The organism is Streptomyces sp. NPDC015532 (assembly GCF_043078065.1).
Classification (GTDB): domain Bacteria; phylum Actinomycetota; class Actinomycetes; order Streptomycetales; family Streptomycetaceae; genus Streptomyces.
Genome location: NZ_JBIBSY010000004.1, coordinates 253,511 through 270,336, shown reverse-complemented (window position 1 = coordinate 270,336; position 16,826 = coordinate 253,511). Strand labels below are relative to the sequence as shown.

Sequence of the window (16,826 nt, the reverse complement as noted above, 5' to 3'; positions counted from 1 at the left end):
GCGTGATCCGGCCGCCCGTGCGTGGCCCGTCAACACCGCGCGTTCCGGGACGGGTTGCGTCAGACTGGAGGGCGGACCGGGCGGACCACGGGGGAGGGGCGGGCCGATGACGCGGGCGCGGCCGTCGATGCAGGAGCTGATCGAGGGGCGGCGGCGCCACGGGTTCGTCGGACGCGGGGCCGAACGGGCCACGTTCCGCGCCAACTTCGACCTGCCTCCCGAGGACGAGCGGCACCGGTTCCTGTTCCACGTGCACGGCAACGCGGGCGTCGGCAAGACGTTCCTGGTCCGCGAGATGGAACAACTGGCGCGTGAACGCGGCGCGCTGACGGCCTACGTCGACGAGAGCGTCGGCAGCCTGCCCGAGGCCATGGCGGCGCTCAGCCGCCGCTTCGCCGCGCAGGGACACCGGTTCAAGGAGCTGGACCGCCTGCTGGCGTCGTACCACGAGCGGCGGCACGAGGCGGAGGCCGCCGTCCTCGCCCCCCACGAGCCCGAGCGGCCCGGCCCCTCGGCGGGCAGCCTGACCGTGGCACGGGTCGGACTGGTGGGACTGGGAATGGTGCCCGGGGTCGGCGCCTTCGCCGGAGTCCTGGACCCCGCCCAACTGGCCCAGGGCGCCGACCGGCTGCGCGCGGGAATCGGCGCGCGCCTGCGCAACGAGGAGGACGAGCGGCTGGTCCTGTCACCGCACGCCGTGCTCACCCCGGTCCTCGTCAGGGAGCTCTCCGAGGCGGCGTCGGCCGTACCGTGGATCGTCCTGTTCTTCGACACCTACGAGCGGACGGGACCGTTCCTCGACGCATGGCTCCACGCGGTGATGGCGACCCGGGAGCACGGCCTGCTGCCCGCCACGGTCGTCGTGGTGACCGCGGGGCAGCGCCCCTTCGACACCTCCCGCTGGGGCGGCTTCACCGACTTCGTCACCGACCTGCCCCTCGGTCCCTTCACCGAGACCGAGACGCGGGGCCTCCTCGCGGACAAGGGCGTCGTGGCGGAGCCCGTGGTCGAGGAGGTGCTGCGCCTCACGGGCGGACTGCCCCTGCTGGTCTCCACGCTGGCCGAGCAGCGCCCCGCGGACCCCGACGACATCGGCGATCCCTCGGCCACCGCCGTCGAACGCTTCCTGAAGTGGGAACCGGACCCGGTCCGCCGCGCGGTGGCCCTCGCCTGCGCCCTTCCCCGCGGCCTCGACCTGGACGTGTTCCGGGCGGCCGTGGAGTGCCCCGACGAGGACGCCGACGCGTTGTTCGGCTGGCTGCGCGGGCTGCCGTTCGTGGACGGCCGCGGTGACCGGATCCGGTACCACGGCCTGGTCCGCGAGCCGATGCTCCGGCTCCAGCGGCGCCATTCCCCGCGCGGCTGGACCGAGCGCCACGAGAGGCTCGCGGAGGTCTTCGGCCAGTGGTGCGACGAGGCGGGGCACGACCTGCTCGATCCCGACGAGCTGTGGAAGCACGAGCCGTGGCGGCGGCTGCGGCTGGAGGAGTCGTACCACCGGCTGTGCGCCCGGCCGCGCGCGGCGCTGGGCGCCGCGCTGAGCGACGTGGTCGAGGCCTGCCGGACCGGTCAGGTGGCCGGACGCAACTGGGCCAGGATGATCGAGGAGGCCGGAGACGCGGCGGGCGACCCGGCCCTGCGCGAACTGGGCCGGGGATTGACCGAGGCGCTGGCGGACGACGAGGGCGGGGTGGCCGCGGCGATGGACCTGCTGCTGGCCCGCTCCGCGCTGCACGGCGCCGGCCGCGCCCTGGCACACGGGGTACGGGCCAGGGAACTGCGCAACGGCGGGGAGTACGAACGGGCCCTGGCCGAGTACGACCGGGCGGTCGAGATCGATCCGGACGAGGCACGGGTGCACTACGGCCGCGGCTTCGCCCACCAGTTGCGGGGGGACTTCACCGCGGCGCTGGCCGCCTTCGACCGCGCCGACGAGCTGCGGCCGGACACGGGGTGGATCATCGCGGAACGGGCGGAGACACACCGCCTGGCGGGCCGCTTCGAGGAGGCGGTGGCCGACTTCGACCGGGCCGTCGCCCTCGACCCGACGGACGTCGACTCGCTGGCCTCCCGAGCGGTGTGCCGGCACGCCCTCGACCGGTTCGACGCGGCGGGCGCCGACTTCGACCGTGCGCTGGGCATGGACGGGAACCACCTCTGGGCGCTCGTCCGCAGGGCCCGGCTGCACCGTGACACGGACGCGTGGGACAAGGCCTTCGCCGATCTGGACCGGGCGGCCCGTCTGGAGCCGGACTCCGCCTGGGTCGCCTCGGAACGGGGCGACGCCTACCGGCTCGCGGGCCGTTTCGAGGAGGCCGTCGCCGAACTCGGACGGGCCGTCGGGCTCAAGGCCGACTACGCCTCGGCCCTGGCGGGCCGCGGGGTGTCGCACCACGAGCTGGGCGACAGCGCGCGGGCGCTGGCCGATCTCGACCGTGCCGTCGCGCTGGAGCCGGACTACTCCTGGGCCCTGGTGATGCGGGCCCGGGTGAGGTGGGGTCTTGAGGACCTGTCCGGCGCGAACGAGGATCTGCGGCGCGCGCTCGCGGCGAGTCCGGACGCCGACTGGATCGAGGTCGAACTGGGCAACGCCCTGCGGATCGAGGAGCGGCACCAGGAGGCGATCACCGTCTTCCGGCACGTCCTGGACCGGGATCCCGGCAACGCCTCGGCGCTCGGCTGCCTGGGAGCCACCTACCGTGACCTGAAGGACTACGAGGAGGCGCTGACCTGGCTGGACCGGGCCCTGACGGACAGCCCGGACTACGCCTTCGCCTACGAGAAGCGGGCCCAGGTGTTCCTGGCGACCGGAAGGCCCGAGCGGGCCCTCGCCGACTGGGAACGGCTGATCGCCCTGGGCGGTGACGGGGACACGGCACGCTGCCGGATCGTGGAGACGCTGATCCACTGCGGCCGGCGGGACGAGGCGACGGCCCGGCTGTCCGAGGCGGGCCCCGTGCCGGGCCCGGACGACGCGCTCGACCTCGACCTCGACCACGTGCGCGTCGACGTCCTCCGGCACGCCGGGGAGTGGGCGCGGGCCCGGCACCTCGCGGAACGGCTCCGTGCGGAGGAACCGGTACCGGGCACGTTCCAGCTGGCGATGACCGAGGCGCGGTCCCGGGGCAGGACGGCCGCGGAACCCTGGTGGCGTGAGCTGGAACGGCTCCTGGACACGGACGCCCCGGACGAGCTCACCCGCCGGTCGGGCCGGTGCATCATCGGCTGGGCCCTCGGGGACTGGGCCGACGCCGACCGGGGGCTGGGCGACGTCCTGGCCATGGACCCCGAATGGGACGATCTGGCCGAGCTCGCGGACATCCTCACCGAACTCCTCGCCGCCCCCGGCGCCGACCCCTCCCGCCTGACCCCGCGCCTCACGGCGGTCACAGCGGCCCGCGACGCGATCCGGGCGCGCTACCCGGACTGACGGCGGCCGGGGGCCGAAGCCCGCGCTGTCCCCCGTGGACCGCCCGGACCCGGCCACGCGGGGACACCGGGAGCACATCCTCTTTCTGGATCCGCGACCTCGGCCGGCGGTTCCTGTTCGATTACAGTGCTGCCCTGTCGGACGTGCGTACGGACAGTGCCTCAGGAGGTCTCGGTGGGTGCGACAGCCGGTGCCGTCTGGGGCCGTGGGGAGCAGCAGGACTTCCGGAGCCGGGTCCGCGGGACACTTCTGGGCGCGGCCGTCGGCGACGCGCTCGGCGCCCCGGTCGACGGGCTCTCGCTGGAGGGGATCCGGGAGACCTACGGCGCGGAGGGCCTCGCCGGACCGGCCCTCGCGTACGGGCGGCGCGGCGCCGTCACGCACCTCACCCAGCTCGCCCTGTTCGGCGTCGACGGACTCGTCCGCGCCCAGGTGCGCCGCGACACCGGCGCCTGGCATCCGCCCTCCGACGTGCACCGCGCCTACCGCCGCTGGGCGGCCACCCAGAGCGACTGGGGGCCCGACGAACGCCGCAAGGACGACGGCTGGCTGGCCCGCGAGGAGTGGCTCTACGCCCGCCGCGATCCCGCCCAGGCCTGTCTGCTCGGCCTCGCCGACGACATCATGGGGACGCTGGACGCGCCCAAGAACCCCGGCGAGCAGGGTCCCCAGGCCGCCGCCCGTTCCGCGCCGTTCGGCCTGCTCGTCGGCTGGGAGCCGCAGCTCGTGATGCAGCTCGCGGTCGAGTGCGCCGCCCAGACGCACGGCCACCCCTCGGCATACCTGACGGCGGGCGCGTACGCCGTGACCGTGCACGCGCTCGCCCGCGGCGAGAACCTCGACGCGGCCCTGCAGCAGGCCCTCGCGCTGCTCGTGACCCGGCCCGGGCACCAGCCGGTGGCCGCCGCGCTCCAGCACGCCCTGGGCGCCGTACGGCAGGGCATGCCCTCACCCGAGCGGGTCCAGGAGCTCGCCGTGAGCGGCATCGCCGAGGGGCCGCTCGCCGCCGCGGTGTACTGCGTGCTCGTCGGTGAGGACGTTCGGCACGGTCTGTGCCTCTCGGTGAACCACGGCGGGCCCTCCGCCGTCACCGGCGCCCTGGCGGGTGGTCTGCTGGGCGCCCTGCACGGCGAGACGGCCCTCCCGCCGGCCTGGCTGGCCGAACTGGAGGGCCGTCCCACGGTGCTGGTCCTCGCGGACGACTTCGCGATGGAGATGACCCAGGGGCCCGCGCTGCACGGGCCCGCCGGATCGTCCCCGGGCTGGCTCGCCCGCTACCCCCGCGCCTGACCCGGGGACGCGACGGGCCCCGGGTCCCCTCGGGCCCTTCTCTAGTCCTTCACCGGTGTGCCCACCACGCCGTCCGCGGCGCTCGCCGGTGCCGGGACCGCCGCGGCGGTCGATCCGTCGTCGTCCGTGTTGATGATCTCGATGAGGGCGTCCCGCTCGGGGGTGTCCTCGGGCCGCAGGAAGCCGATGAGGATGTACAGGACGAGCGAGATGGCCATCGGCACGGAGACCTGGTACTCCAGCTTCACGTCCGTGCGCTGGGAGAAGTCCAGGTTGTAGTTGACGAAGAAGAAGGCGAGCAGACCGCAGGCCCAGCTGGTCAGCGCCGCCGTCGGGCCGGACTTACGGAACGGCCGCAGCAGACCCAGGATGAACGGGATCGCGATCGGTCCCATGAGCCCCGCCACCCACTTGATGACGACGGTGATGATGTCCTTGAACGTGGGGGAGTTGACCTGGGTGGCCACCGCCATGGAGAAGCCGAGGAAGGCGACGGTGGTGACACGGCCCGCGATGAGCCCGGCACGGGTGTCCCAGGCGCGCGCGGCCTTGGAGAGCACCGGCGCCACGTCCCGGGTGAACACGGCCGCGATGGCGTTCGCGTCCGAGGAGCACATGGCCATCGTGTGCGAGAAGAACCCGACGACGACCAGGCCCAACAGGCCGTGTGGCAGGAGCTGTTCGGTCATCAGGCCGTACGCGTCCGAGCCGTCCGGCTTCTGCGCGGTGACGAGCAGCGGCGAGAGCCACATGGGGATGAACAGGATGACCGGCCACACGAACCAGAGCCCGGCGGACAGGAACGCGGAGCGCGTGGCCTGCTTGGCGCTGCCCGTGGCCATGTAGCGCTGGGCCTGGTTCCACATGCCGCCGTTGTACTCGAACAGCTTGATGAACAGGTACGCGATGAAGAACACCGTCAGGTACGGGCCCGCGAACCCGTCCGCGTGACCGTGCAGCTTCGGCGAGTCCAGCGCCTTGGAGAGGCCGCCCTGGTCGGAGATCTTGTTCAGCGCGATGACCAGCATCGTCAGACCGGCCAGCAACTGGATGACGAACTGGCCCAGTTCGGTCAGCGCGTCGGCCCACAGCCCGCCGATCGTGCAGTAAACGGCCGTGATGCCGCCGGTGATGAGGATGCCCTGGGTGAGCGTGACGCCGGTGAAGACGCTGAGCAGGGTGGCGATGGCCGCCCACTTCGCGCCGACGTCCACGATCTTCAGCAGGATGCCGGACCAGGCCAGCGCCTGCTGCGTCGGCACGTTGTAGCGGTCCTTGAGGTATTCGAGGGGCGAGGCGACGTGCAGCCGTGAGCGCAGCCGGTTGAGCCGGGGCGCGAAGGCCTTGGCGCCGATGGCCACGCCGATGGCGATGGGCAGCGCCCAGGTGACGTACGAGGTGATGCCGTAGGTGTACGCGATGCCGGCGTAGCCGGTGAACATCACCGCGCTGTAGCCCGACATGTGGTGCGAGATGCCGGACAGCCACCACGGCATCTTGCCGCCCGCGGTGAAGAAGTCGCTCACATCGTCCACACGCTTGTGGGACCAGACACCGATCGCGGTCATGACACCGAAATACGCGACCAGGACGGCCCAGTCGAGACCGTTCATGTGCCCCCTCCAGGGGTCCGCCTTGTGAACCTGCAGATACCGGACGGCACTTCGCCAGTACGCATACGGGTCCCCCTTGCTCGAACGGAGCCGAGCGTTCGGGGAGGGCGGCGCCCCCGTGCGGGAGCGGGGACTTGGGGATTGAACCGCTGGTTCGACCAGCCGGTCAAGACCTCTCGCGGTCACAGATATGAACACAGATCAGAAAGCAGAACGATTTTGCCTCTACTTTACCCACCGGGCTGTTGTCGTGCTCGTGACGTGGACCACACCATGAGCGGGCACTTCGTCAGACCGCAGCAGCAATGACACGAAGACAGCCGTACGGGATGCGGGTCCCGTGCGCCTGCGAGAGGAGCCGCCTGCCGGATCGACTACCGCATGAGTTCGCCCGCGTTCACGAGCAGGGACTGGCCCGTGATCGCCCGCGCCCGGTCGGATGCCAGGAACACCGCGGCGTCGGCGACGTCCCCGTCCGTGGCCAGCTCGGGCAGGGCCATCCGCTCGGTGAGCCGCTTCAGCACGTCCGCCTCGGGCACCTGCTCGGTGTAGGCCGTGAACTGCACGTACGCCTCGACCGGTGGGCCCCACATCCAGCCGGGCAGCACGGTGTTGACCCGTATCCGGTACGGGCCGAGCTCCCGCGCCAGGGAGTACATCGCGCTCGTCAGCGCGCCCTTCGAGGCCGCGTAGGCCGCCTGCCGCACCTGGCTCGGCGCGGCGACCGACGACTGCGTCCCGACGATGACGACGGAACCGCCGCGCTCCTTCAGTGCGGGGAGGCAGGCGCGGGTCATCCGCAGCGTGCCGAGCAGGTTCACATCGATGACCGACTGCCAGGTCGCGAAGTCCGCGTCCTCCAGGCCACCGAAGTAGCTGTCCCAGGCGGCGACATGGACCACCGCGTCGATCCGCCCGAAGCGTTCGGCCGCGAGCGCCGCGAGCGCGTCGCACTGCCCCTCGTCGGTGATGTCCGTCGCGCGGAACGCCGTGTGCGTGCCGTCCGGGTCCAGTTCGGCCGCCGCCTTGGCGAGATTCGCCTCCGTGCGCGCCCCGAGAACGGCGTTGCCGCCGTCGCGCACCACGGCCGCCGCGACCTGATGGCCGAGTCCCGCTCCCACGCCCGACACCACGACGGTCCTGCCGGTCAGCAGTGACATCCGGGGCCTCCCCGACTCTGGCAAATTGTCTGACGGAGCGTCAGAGTATGGGCGTCCGGCGGAGGAAGGAAGTCCCGCGCACGTTCCACCGAGGAAGGGGTTCGTCATGTCGGAGGAGACCCGCAGCGAGACCTACGCGGAACTGGCCGCCCTCGGCCCGTACGGCGTCCACCCGGGCCACGCCCTGATCACCCTGGTCGAACCGCACCCGGGCCACGAGTACGCCTACAACCGCTGGTACGAGGACGACCACTACTACGCGGGCGCGATGGCCATGCCCTGGATGTACGCCGGACGCCGCTGGGTGGCCACCCGTGACCTCCAGCTGCTGCGCTACCCGGAGAAGTCGGCGGTCGCCCAGCCGGTCACCGCGGGCTGCTACATCTCCACCTACTGGGTCACCGACGGCCGCTACGACGACCACATGAAGTGGACCGTCGGCATCAACAGGCGGCTGAACCGCGACGGCCGCGTCTACCAGGACCGTACGCACGTCTTCACGGCCTTCCAGGACCACGAGGCCACCGTCTACCGCGACGGCGCCGCGGGCCCCCGCGACTTCCACGCCCTCGACCATCCCTACGCCGGTCTCGTGGTCGAGGTCATCGACGCCGAATCCGCCGACCGGCGCGCCGAGTTGCTGGAGTGGCTGCGCTCCCGCCACCTCCCCCGGCGGCTGACGGGCTCACCCGCCGCCCTCGTCACCGTCTTCCGGCCGACCCCGCTCCCCGGTGACCGCATGACCTACGTCAAGCAGGTCGAGGGCGTGGAGACCCGGCTCACCCTGCTGTGGTTCCTCCAGGCGGATCCGCGCGACTGCTGGGAGGCGCACTTCACGGGCCTGGACGAGGCCGTGGCCGAATCGGGCCTGGGACGCGTGGAGCTGGTGGCCCCGTTCATCCCCACGGTCCCGGGAACGGACACCTACGTGGACCGCCTGCGCTAGCGGGACCCTGAGGCGAGTGAGCCGAAGGGGCGCGTCGGCTTCTCGACACCGGCTTCAGCGCCCCGGAGGCGAACCGAGCCCGAAAGAGGAGAGGGCCGAGCCCCCTCGGCCAGGACGGCGGGCCGGTCGAGAGGGCTCTGTCGGTGGAGCGTATGAGATTGTTCCGGACATAGGGGTCAGACGAGGCTGGACGCTCCGCGGCTCACCTCGGTGACGAAGGCGTTCCAGGCGTCCGCGGGAAAGGCGAGCGTGGGGCCGGCGGGAACCTTGGAGTCCCGGACGGCCATCGCCGCGAGGACAGGGGACTTGACCTCGACGCAGGCGCCGTTGCCGGTGGAGTAGGAAGACTTGGTCCAGGTGTCGAGGGCGCCCTGCTGAATTGCCATGATCGCTCCAGAAAGCTGTCGTTCGTCGATGAGTTGCCGCCACGAAGCCGTCGGCGCACTGCCACCGGACTGCGGATCCGTCAGGAGACCCGCGGTCCGGATTGCGCCAACGTTGTTGCTCGATGGCGTGATCGACGCTACTCGCCAACATCGGTTGGCGAAGCGACTATTCACTCGACTGGATGGCATATTCCATGGGGGTCTTCCGCGTTGGGGCGGCGACAGTGTAGGGTCCGGCCGCTCATCGGCCGGGACGCCCTCGCGAGGCCGCCCCCGCGCCGGTCAGCGCGCGTACTCCTTCGCGATGTCCGCGATGAACTGGCGCGACTGCTCCACGTTCAGGGCCTGGGCCCGCAGGTGTTCGTACATCACGCTGTACTTCTGGACATCGTTCGCCTTCTCCAGGTACAGGTCGCTGGTCACGCCCTCGATGTAGACGACGCTGGAGTCGGCCGCGTCGGGGAACTCCAGGATCGCGTACTGGCCGTTGAGGCCCGGGTGCGCGCCCATGTCGAAGGGGATCACCTGCACGGTGACGTGCGGAAGCTGGGACTGCTCGACGAGGTACTCGAGCTGCTCGCGCATCAGCGAGCGGTTGCCGACGGCGCGGCGCAGGGCGGACTCGTCGAGGACGGTCCACAGGCGGAGCGGGTTGTCGGGCGCGGAGATTCGTTCCTGCCGCTTCATCCGCACCTGGACGCGCTTGTCGATGTCGGCGGGCGCGGTCTCCGGCAGGGCCCCCGCGATCAGGGCCTCGGCGTACTGCCGGGTCTGCAGCAGGCCCGGGACGACCTGGGGGTCGTACACGCGCAGGCTCGCCGCGTCGGTCTCCAGACCGATGTAGACGCTGTACGGGATGTCGCCGAAGGAGTGCCACCAGCCCTGCTGGCGCGAGTCCTTGGCCATCTGCATCAGCGAGTCGACGATCCGGTGGTCCTCGACCTCGTAGACCCCGCACAGATCGCGGACGTCACGCTGGCTGATACTGCGCCGGCCGTTCTCCAGCCGGCTGATCTTCGACTGTGACACCAGCAGGCGCTCGGCGACCTCTTCGGCCGTCATGCCCTTGAGTTCGCGGAGCCGCCGAAGCTCCTGGCCCAGCCGGCGCCGCCGGACGGTGGGATTGACACTTGACGCCACGGGACGTGCACCTCCGGCTGCGGGCCTGTACTTTGCGTATCTGCTGTTGAGCAGATTGCCACCAAGGTGCTTTCTACCGCTGGGAAACGGCGTATATGCGCCGGGTGGGCGCAAGTTCGCAGATTCGGCGTGTATACGCGGCCGTGCGACGTCGGTGTCACCACCGTTTCGCCGTCATCGTCGTTCGACGGCACTACCGTTTCCGCCGTCACCGTCGGTACGGGCCCCGCGACTCCCTTGAGGGACACGGAAGATCGCCGCCGAAGCGTGGTCGTGCCCGGCCTGCCGCCCGGGTGTGCGGACCCCCTCGGGGGCGGGCCGCTCCCCGCATGCGGTCGCGCGGGGCGCCGGGACCGTGCCGTCGTCCGGACGTACGGTCTCAGCCACCCCGCGCGAGCCGGCGGCTCCCGAACCGGATCATGGGGACTGCGGTGCGGCGCTGGTGTCTTGCGGCGGTGCTGGCGGTGCGGGTGCTGCGGGTCCTGCGTGGTGCGGGTACCGCCGGCGGTGCGTGACGCGGGCCGCGTGGGCCCGCGGCTCAGTGCGCCACGGCGCGCGCCATCGAACCATGGCGCGGTTGCATCGGAACACCGCGTGCGGGTTCCGGTGCGGACCTGACGCCGGCGGTGGCCGGGCGGCCTGCCGGTGCCGGGCTGCGGCGAGGCTGTGCCACACCGCTCTGGACGTCCATCACGGCATGCGCCACGAGGCCGCCCATGGGGTCGTGCCTGATCAGGTCCCGCAGCCGGGAGCGGGACGAACGTCCCTCGTTCCCCGGGTACAGGTGCTTGCCGAGACCGACCGCGTGGGCCAGCGCGGCGAGCGCCGCGGTCCGCGGGTCCGGCGGTACGCCGGTGCGGATCGCGTTGTCCAGCCGGGTTCGGATCTCCCGGCTGATATCCGTGTCCGTCGCTTGGTAGCGAGTCGTCGGAAGCACCCCGCACATCTGGCCGGCCACGGCATGGACCATGCCGCACCTCTCCAGATGAGAGAGGTAGGTCTGGCGAAGCCCCAGGCGGGGTCCGCCGATCCAGTTCACCGCGCGTACCGGTGCTCCGCGCCGGCGAAGGAGTTCCAACGCACAGTCCAGTGTTGGATCTCCGGTCGGCCGTGGCACCACCACGGCGATACGATCCCCGTCTGGGGCTATCCGTCCGGCCAGCGCCAGCTCCACTAGCTGTGCTCCGGCCAGACCGAGGTCGAGCGACTGCGGCTGCGCGGTGGTACCCGTGGCCGGGTCCAACGCCAACAGCAGAAGCTCCTCCGGAATTGTTCTGCGGCTCTTGCCCATCCATGCCTCCCCGCGTGGATGAATGACAGGGTGACCCCTCTCACATTGGTCTGTCGAGAGCGCGTGACCGGAATATGAGGGAACCGGCAGGTATGTCGTTCTCGTCTACCGCAAGAGTCGGGCCCTCGCACAGGACACTGGTACATGGCTCGGGCAGCGGTGTCCGGGCGGCGGTTCAAGGGTTTGACGGTTTGTTCTCGGCGCGCGGCGGGCGCGCGTCGCATGGAGGAGGCATCGGTGGCGGGCGAGTCCCCCGACAGGTCGAAGCAGCACGAGTCGTCGGCGTCGTCGGCAGAAGCGACGCCGGCGACCCCGGCGTCGGTTCCGAGTCCGGCGCGGTCGGGCGCGTCGGCGTCGACGTCGACCCAGAGCTCGGCCCCGGCCGACCCCCGGATGGCGATGGCCCGCGAGAGGGCCGCCACGGTGCGGGTGGATCAGGCGACGGCGGTGTTCTCCACGAAGGCGCTCTCGGCCGAGACGGCCCGCACGGCGGACGCCTCCCGTACGGCGGAGCCGGAGCGCGTCTCCGAGTCCGTGGACGGCGAGGGCGCGGCCGGCGGCAAGAACGCCGAGGGTGACACCCGGCTGCGCGCGGCGGTGGCCGCGTGGGTCGCCGGATCGGACGAGCCCGCTCCGGCGGACACGGCCGGGGCTGAGGCCGGCTCCGGGGGCGGAACCGGATCCCCGGACGAGGACGGCCCCGCAGGCGCCGACGACGCCGCCGAGACCGAGGCGGAAGCCTCTGACGCCGCCGAGACCGGCGCGGACGCAGACGGCACGGACACGGACGGCACGGAGCCGACCGGCGACGTCGAGGGTGACGACGCCGAGGCCGACGCCGACGCTGAGCCCGAGGCGGAGCTCGCCGAGGAGCCGGGCGAGCCCGCGGACTCCGCGACGGCCGAGGGCGCGTCCGACGCGACCGACGCCACCGACGAGGCGTCCGAGGTCTCTGGCGATGCGTCCGGCGATGTGCCCGGCACGGACGAGCAGGGCGCCGCCCCCGCCGCCGACCCCGGCTCGGACCGCGACATCGATATCGACACCGACCAGAAGCCCGAGTCCGGTCAGGAGCCGGAAGCCGGCTCCGACGAGACTCCCGCGGACCTGGCGGACGACGACGAGCCCGCGTCCGCCTCCCAGGACGAGCCCGGGAGCGGGCGCGACGCCGAACCCGAGGACGAGCCCGCCGACGCCCCCGAGAGCGGGCTCGACGGCGACAGCGACACCTCCGACGAGCCCTCGGACGCCGTGCCGGACGAGATCTCGGACATCGAGGCCGACGAGGACCCCGCCCCCGAGCGCCCCGTCGACCAGCCCACCGCCGTCTTCAAGACCCCCCGGCGCCCGGCCGTGGACCAGCCCACCACCATGCTCAAGCTGGGCGGCGCCACGCGGAAGCCGACCGACGGGAAGCCCGCCACCGGGCCGACGGACGCCCCTGCCGACAAGGCCGCGGGCAAGTCCGCCGAGCAGCCCGCCGACGGGCCCGGCGCCAAGCCCGCCGGCGCCCCCGCACGCACCAGCAAGTTCGTCCCCCTCAACCGGCTCGACGACTTCGCCCCTCCGGCGCGCCCGAAGCCGACGCCCGAGCCCTCCGCGAAGCCCGAGCCCACCGCGAAGCCCGAGCCCTCGGCCAAGCCCGAGCCCACCGCGAAGCCCGAGCCCTCGGCCAAGCCCGAGCCCACCGCGAAGCCCGAGGGGCCCGCGAAGCCCGGGCCCTCCGCGAAGCCTGAGTGGCCCGCGAAGCCCGAGCGGACCGCCGCCCCCGCCCCCGCTCCCAAGTTCGCCGACAGGCCCGCGGCGGCCACCGCGGCCGTTCCGCAGGTCGGCCCCGAGCGCACCACCCAGCTCCCGCTTCCGCCGAAGCCCCCGCTGGACCTGCTCGCCGAGCTGACGAACACCCCGCCGCCGCCGCAGACCCCGGTCCGCACCCTGGTGCGGCGGGTCAAGATCTGGACGCCGCTGGTCCTGCTGCTCGCGGTGATCTTTGCAGTCGCGCAGGCCTTCCGCCCGCTGCCGGCTCCGGCTCTGACGCTCAGCGCCGACAGCACGTACACCTTCGGCGGCGGCACCCTCGACCTGCCCTGGCCCGGTCAGGGCCAGTCCGCGATCGAGGTGGACGGCGTGGGCAGCCTCGGGACCGACGGCAAGCAGACCCCCGCCCCCACGGCGAGCGTCGCCAAGATCATGACGGCGTACGTGGTCCTTCAGGAGCACCCGCTGAAGGGGAACGAGGACGGCGAGAAGATCACCGTCGACCAGCAGGCCGAGGACGAGTCGAAGCTGCCGGACGAGTCGACGGCGGCGCTGTCGAAGGGCCAGCAGTTCACCGAGCGTCAGATGCTCCAGATGCTGATGATCCCCTCGGGCAACAACGTGGCGCGGCTGCTGGCCCGCTGGGACTCCGACAGCAAGTCGTTCGTCACCAAGATGAACGCCGCGGCCAAGGACCTCGGCATGACGAACACGACGTACACGGACCCGAGCGGTCTGCAGAAGACGACGGTCAGCACGGCCACCGACCAGATCAAGCTGGCCAAGAAGGTCATGCAGAACGACGTGTTCCGCAGCGTCGTCGGGATGGCCAAGGCGGATGTCCCGGGGCTGGCCAACACGATCTACAACAACAACGACCTCCTGGTGCAGCAGGTCGGCGTGATCGGTCTGAAGACCGGTTCGTCGACGCCCGCGGGCGGCAACCTGGTGTGGGCCGCGACCAAGGTCGTGAACGGCAAGACGCAGACGATCTACGGCGCGGTGATGAACCAGGACGCCGGCACCGGCAAGGTCTGGGACAGCCTCCACCTGGCACTCGTCAACAGCCAGAAGCTGATCGACAAGGTCCAGAAGAGCCTGATCACGGCCACGGTGGTGAAGAAGGGCCAGGTCGTCGGTTACGTGGACGACCAGCTCGGCGGCCGGACCCCGGTCGTCGCCACCAAGAACATGACCGCGGTCGGCTGGCCCGGTCTGAAGACCGAGCTGAGCATCGGCGAGGGCAAGACGGCGGTCCCGCACACCGGCACGGCGGGAACGGTCGTCGGCGAGCTGAGGGTCGGTGACGGTTCCAGCGAGGCCGTGCGGATCCCCGTCGCGCTCCAGAGGGACCTCGCCGAGCCCGGCTTCGGCGCGCGGGTGACCCGCGTCGGCTGAGCGGACGGGCACACCGGTGACGTACGCGCGCACGCATCGGTGACGTACCGCGGGAGCGGTGCCCGCACCCGCACTCCGTCGGACGGTGCCCCACTCGGGGGCTGTCCGGCGGAGTGCGTGCTAGCGTCGCGCTAATCGGGGCTGCTCGCGAGCCGCGGGTCCCGGCCCAGAACGGACCAAACGGGACACGGGGAGAACCTTGCAGTGGCGACAGCGGAGCCGACACACGCCGACGACGCCGATGCGGGCCAGGGAACGGGCCCGCGAATACGGCCGCGCGCCGGCACCCGCGAGGCGGTCCGTGACGTAGTCACGGACACGGTCGCCGGCGCCGACACGGACACAACCACCAGCGCCGACACGTGCGCGAGCACGGGCACCGCCACAGTCGCGGTCGCCGGCGCCGACACGGGCACAGTCACCGGCGCGAGCACGGACACCGGCACAGTCGCCGTCACCGGCGCGGGCACAGTCACCGGCGCGAGCACGGACACCGGCACAGTCGCCGTCACCGGCGCGGGCACCGACACCGGCACAGGCGCCGGCGCGAGCACGGACGGCGTCGCGGACACCGGTGCGAGCGCGGGCGCGGCGGCGGACCCGGGCACGAGCGCGGACACCGTCGCGGACGCGGGCGGTGGCGCCGCCGGGAAGCCCGGCGGGACCGGGCCGGCCGCTCCGGCGGCGACGGCCGGATCCGCGCCGCGCGACTTCCTCCGCCGCTACCCCGTCCTTCTCCTCACCGCCTTCGCCGGCGTGCTCCACATCGTGTGGTTCTTCACGTTCGCGAACAGTGGCGGCGACCTCGCGGCGCAGGACGCGTGGGCGGAGTTCGTCGGCCGGCACCCGGACTCGGCGTACAACCTCGCCTGGTACGGCGGAATGCACCCGGTCTCCTACAGCGTGGTGTCGCCGTATCTGATGTCGGTGCTCGGCGTCCGGACGACGATGATGATCGCCGGGACGCTCTCGGCCGGTCTGCTGACGATGATCCTCCTGCGCAGCCGCGTCGTCCGGAACCCGATCGCCACCTCGCTCGCGGGCATCTTCGCGCTGGTCTGCAACGCGATCTCCGGCCGGGTGACGTACGGCCTCGGCACGGCGTTCGCGCTCGGCGCGGTCGCCGTCGTCTTCTGCTGGCCCCACCGCTGGCGCTACAAACGCTGGGCGAAGGCCCTGTGCGCGGCGCCGCTGGCCGCGCTCGCGACGGCCGCCTCACCGGTCGCCGGACTCTTCGTGGGCCTGCTGGCCGCGGCCATGTTCCTCCAGAGGCGCCGTCCCGGCGCCTACGCCCTCGGCATCGCCCCGACGGTCGTGGTCGGGCTCTCGGCCCTGCTGTTCCCCTTCTCGGGCACACAGCCGATGACGTTCTTCTCGGTCATCCTGCCGTTCGCGTCCGCCGCCGCCGTCTACTACGTGGTGCCCAAGGAGTGGACGACGGTACGGATCACGGCGGCGGTGTACGGCCTCGCCGTGCTCCTCGTCTGGCTGATCAGCTCCCAGATCGGCTCGAACATCACGCGCCTGGCGATGCTGTTCGCGGGCGTCGCCCTGACCGCCGCGCTGCCCTTCACCGTGCCGAAGTCGCGGAAGTGGTACGCCACCGTCATCGCCCTCGCCGTGTTCACCGGCTGGATCGGCTTCAAGACGGTCGACGACATCGTGCACACGACCCCGGCGGCTTCCTGGGCGCGCGAGCTGGCCCCGCTCGTCAACCAGCTCCAGCTCGTGGACGCCGAGAAGGGCCGCGTCGAGGTGGTCCCCGCCCGCTCGCACCGCGAGGCCTCCGCCCTGGCCCCCTACGTGAACCTCGCCCGCGGCTGGAACCGTCAGGCCGACATGGAGCGCAACCCGCTCTTCTACGACGACACGCTCAACTCCGCGAACTACCACGAGTGGCTCCAGCGCTGGGCCATCCACTACGTCGTGCTGCCCAAGGGCGAACCGGACGGCGACGGCGGCCAGCGCGAACGCGAGCTCGTCCAGCGGGGCATGCCGTATCTGCGGCAGATCTGGGGCGACGCCAACTGGCAGCTCTTCACGGTCACCGACCCCACCCCGCTCGCCGAGCCGCACGCCGTGGTCGACCTGGCCGAGCAGGGCGAGATGACCATCGAGGTGAAGGAGGCGGGCCGCATCCTCATCCGCATCCCGTACTCGCCGTGGCTGAGCATCGTCGACGAGGACGGCAAGAGCCTGAAGGCACCCCAGGAGACGAAGGCGTCGAAGCGCCGCACGGACGGCACCCCGAAGACGTACGAGAACCTCAACGGCTGCCTGACGCCGACGGAGGAGACCGCGGCGGGCGACATCTGGACGGAGCTGCTCGCCCCGAAGCCGGGCACCTACCGGCTCGCGGCGCCGTACCAGCTCCCCCGGGGGACACCGTGCCCGGAGGAGCTGCGCTGACCCCT

General features: G+C 72.0%; 10 protein-coding genes. 5 read left to right on the top strand and 5 right to left on the bottom strand.

Annotation, left to right across the window (positions count from 1 at the left end; genetic code table 11):
• The first annotated feature begins 106 nt into the window (after window positions 1-106).
• A complete protein-coding gene (locus ACF07B_RS15650) occupies window positions 107-3,430 on the top strand; it encodes a tetratricopeptide repeat protein (RefSeq protein WP_392179344.1) in 3,324 nt (1,107 codons plus the stop codon).
• Window positions 3,431-3,604: 174 nt separating this feature from the next.
• Window positions 3,605-4,720: an ADP-ribosylglycohydrolase family protein gene (locus ACF07B_RS15645; protein WP_369482656.1), complete on the top strand. Its 1,116-nt coding sequence runs from the start codon at window positions 3,605-3,607 to the stop codon at window positions 4,718-4,720.
• Window positions 4,721-4,761: 41 nt separating this feature from the next.
• On the opposite strand, the gene ACF07B_RS15640 is transcribed toward ACF07B_RS15645, so the two are convergent.
• Both ACF07B_RS15640 and ACF07B_RS15635 read right to left on the bottom strand, forming a co-directional pair.
• The gene (locus tag ACF07B_RS15640; protein ID WP_369482657.1) at window positions 4,762-6,333 is read right to left on the bottom strand and encodes a sodium:solute symporter family protein; all 1,572 of its coding nucleotides are present in this window, start codon (window positions 6,331-6,333) and stop codon (window positions 4,762-4,764) included.
• Window positions 6,334-6,707: 374 nt separating this feature from the next.
• The gene (locus ACF07B_RS15635) at window positions 6,708-7,493 is read right to left on the bottom strand and encodes an SDR family oxidoreductase (protein WP_369482658.1); all 786 of its coding nucleotides are present in this window, start codon (window positions 7,491-7,493) and stop codon (window positions 6,708-6,710) included.
• Window positions 7,494-7,599: 106 nt separating this feature from the next.
• Here ACF07B_RS15635 and ACF07B_RS15630 point away from each other — a divergent pair, with 106 nt between their 5' ends.
• On the top strand, window positions 7,600-8,439 hold the full coding sequence (locus ACF07B_RS15630) for a hypothetical protein (protein WP_392179343.1): 840 nt from the start codon (window positions 7,600-7,602) through the stop codon (window positions 8,437-8,439).
• Window positions 8,440-8,615: 176 nt separating this feature from the next.
• Here the strand turns inward: ACF07B_RS15630 and ACF07B_RS15625 are convergent, their stop codons facing one another.
• The 3 genes from ACF07B_RS15625 to ACF07B_RS15615 all read right to left on the bottom strand — a co-directional run bounded on the left by ACF07B_RS15625 (window position 8,616) and on the right by ACF07B_RS15615 (window position 11,256).
• Window positions 8,616-8,825, bottom strand: coding sequence for a DUF397 domain-containing protein (locus ACF07B_RS15625; RefSeq protein WP_369482660.1), 210 nt, complete (start codon window positions 8,823-8,825; stop codon window positions 8,616-8,618).
• A gap of 282 nt (window positions 8,826-9,107) precedes the next feature.
• The gene (locus ACF07B_RS15620) at window positions 9,108-9,965 is read right to left on the bottom strand and encodes a helix-turn-helix transcriptional regulator (protein WP_362392672.1); all 858 of its coding nucleotides are present in this window, start codon (window positions 9,963-9,965) and stop codon (window positions 9,108-9,110) included.
• Window positions 9,966-10,503: 538 nt separating this feature from the next.
• On the bottom strand, window positions 10,504-11,256 hold the full coding sequence (locus ACF07B_RS15615) for a GPP34 family phosphoprotein (protein ID WP_362392669.1): 753 nt from the start codon (window positions 11,254-11,256) through the stop codon (window positions 10,504-10,506).
• Between the two features lie 237 nt (window positions 11,257-11,493).
• Between ACF07B_RS15615 and ACF07B_RS15610 the strand changes: the two genes are divergently transcribed.
• Window positions 11,494-14,412 carry a serine hydrolase gene (locus tag ACF07B_RS15610; RefSeq protein ID WP_392179342.1) on the top strand — a complete coding sequence of 973 codons (2,919 nt, stop codon included), beginning with the start codon at window positions 11,494-11,496 and terminating at the stop codon, window positions 14,410-14,412.
• Between the two features lie 756 nt (window positions 14,413-15,168).
• Window positions 15,169-16,821: an MFS transporter gene (locus tag ACF07B_RS15605; RefSeq protein WP_369482688.1), complete on the top strand. Its 1,653-nt coding sequence runs from the start codon at window positions 15,169-15,171 to the stop codon at window positions 16,819-16,821.
• Window positions 16,822-16,826 lie beyond the last annotated feature (5 nt).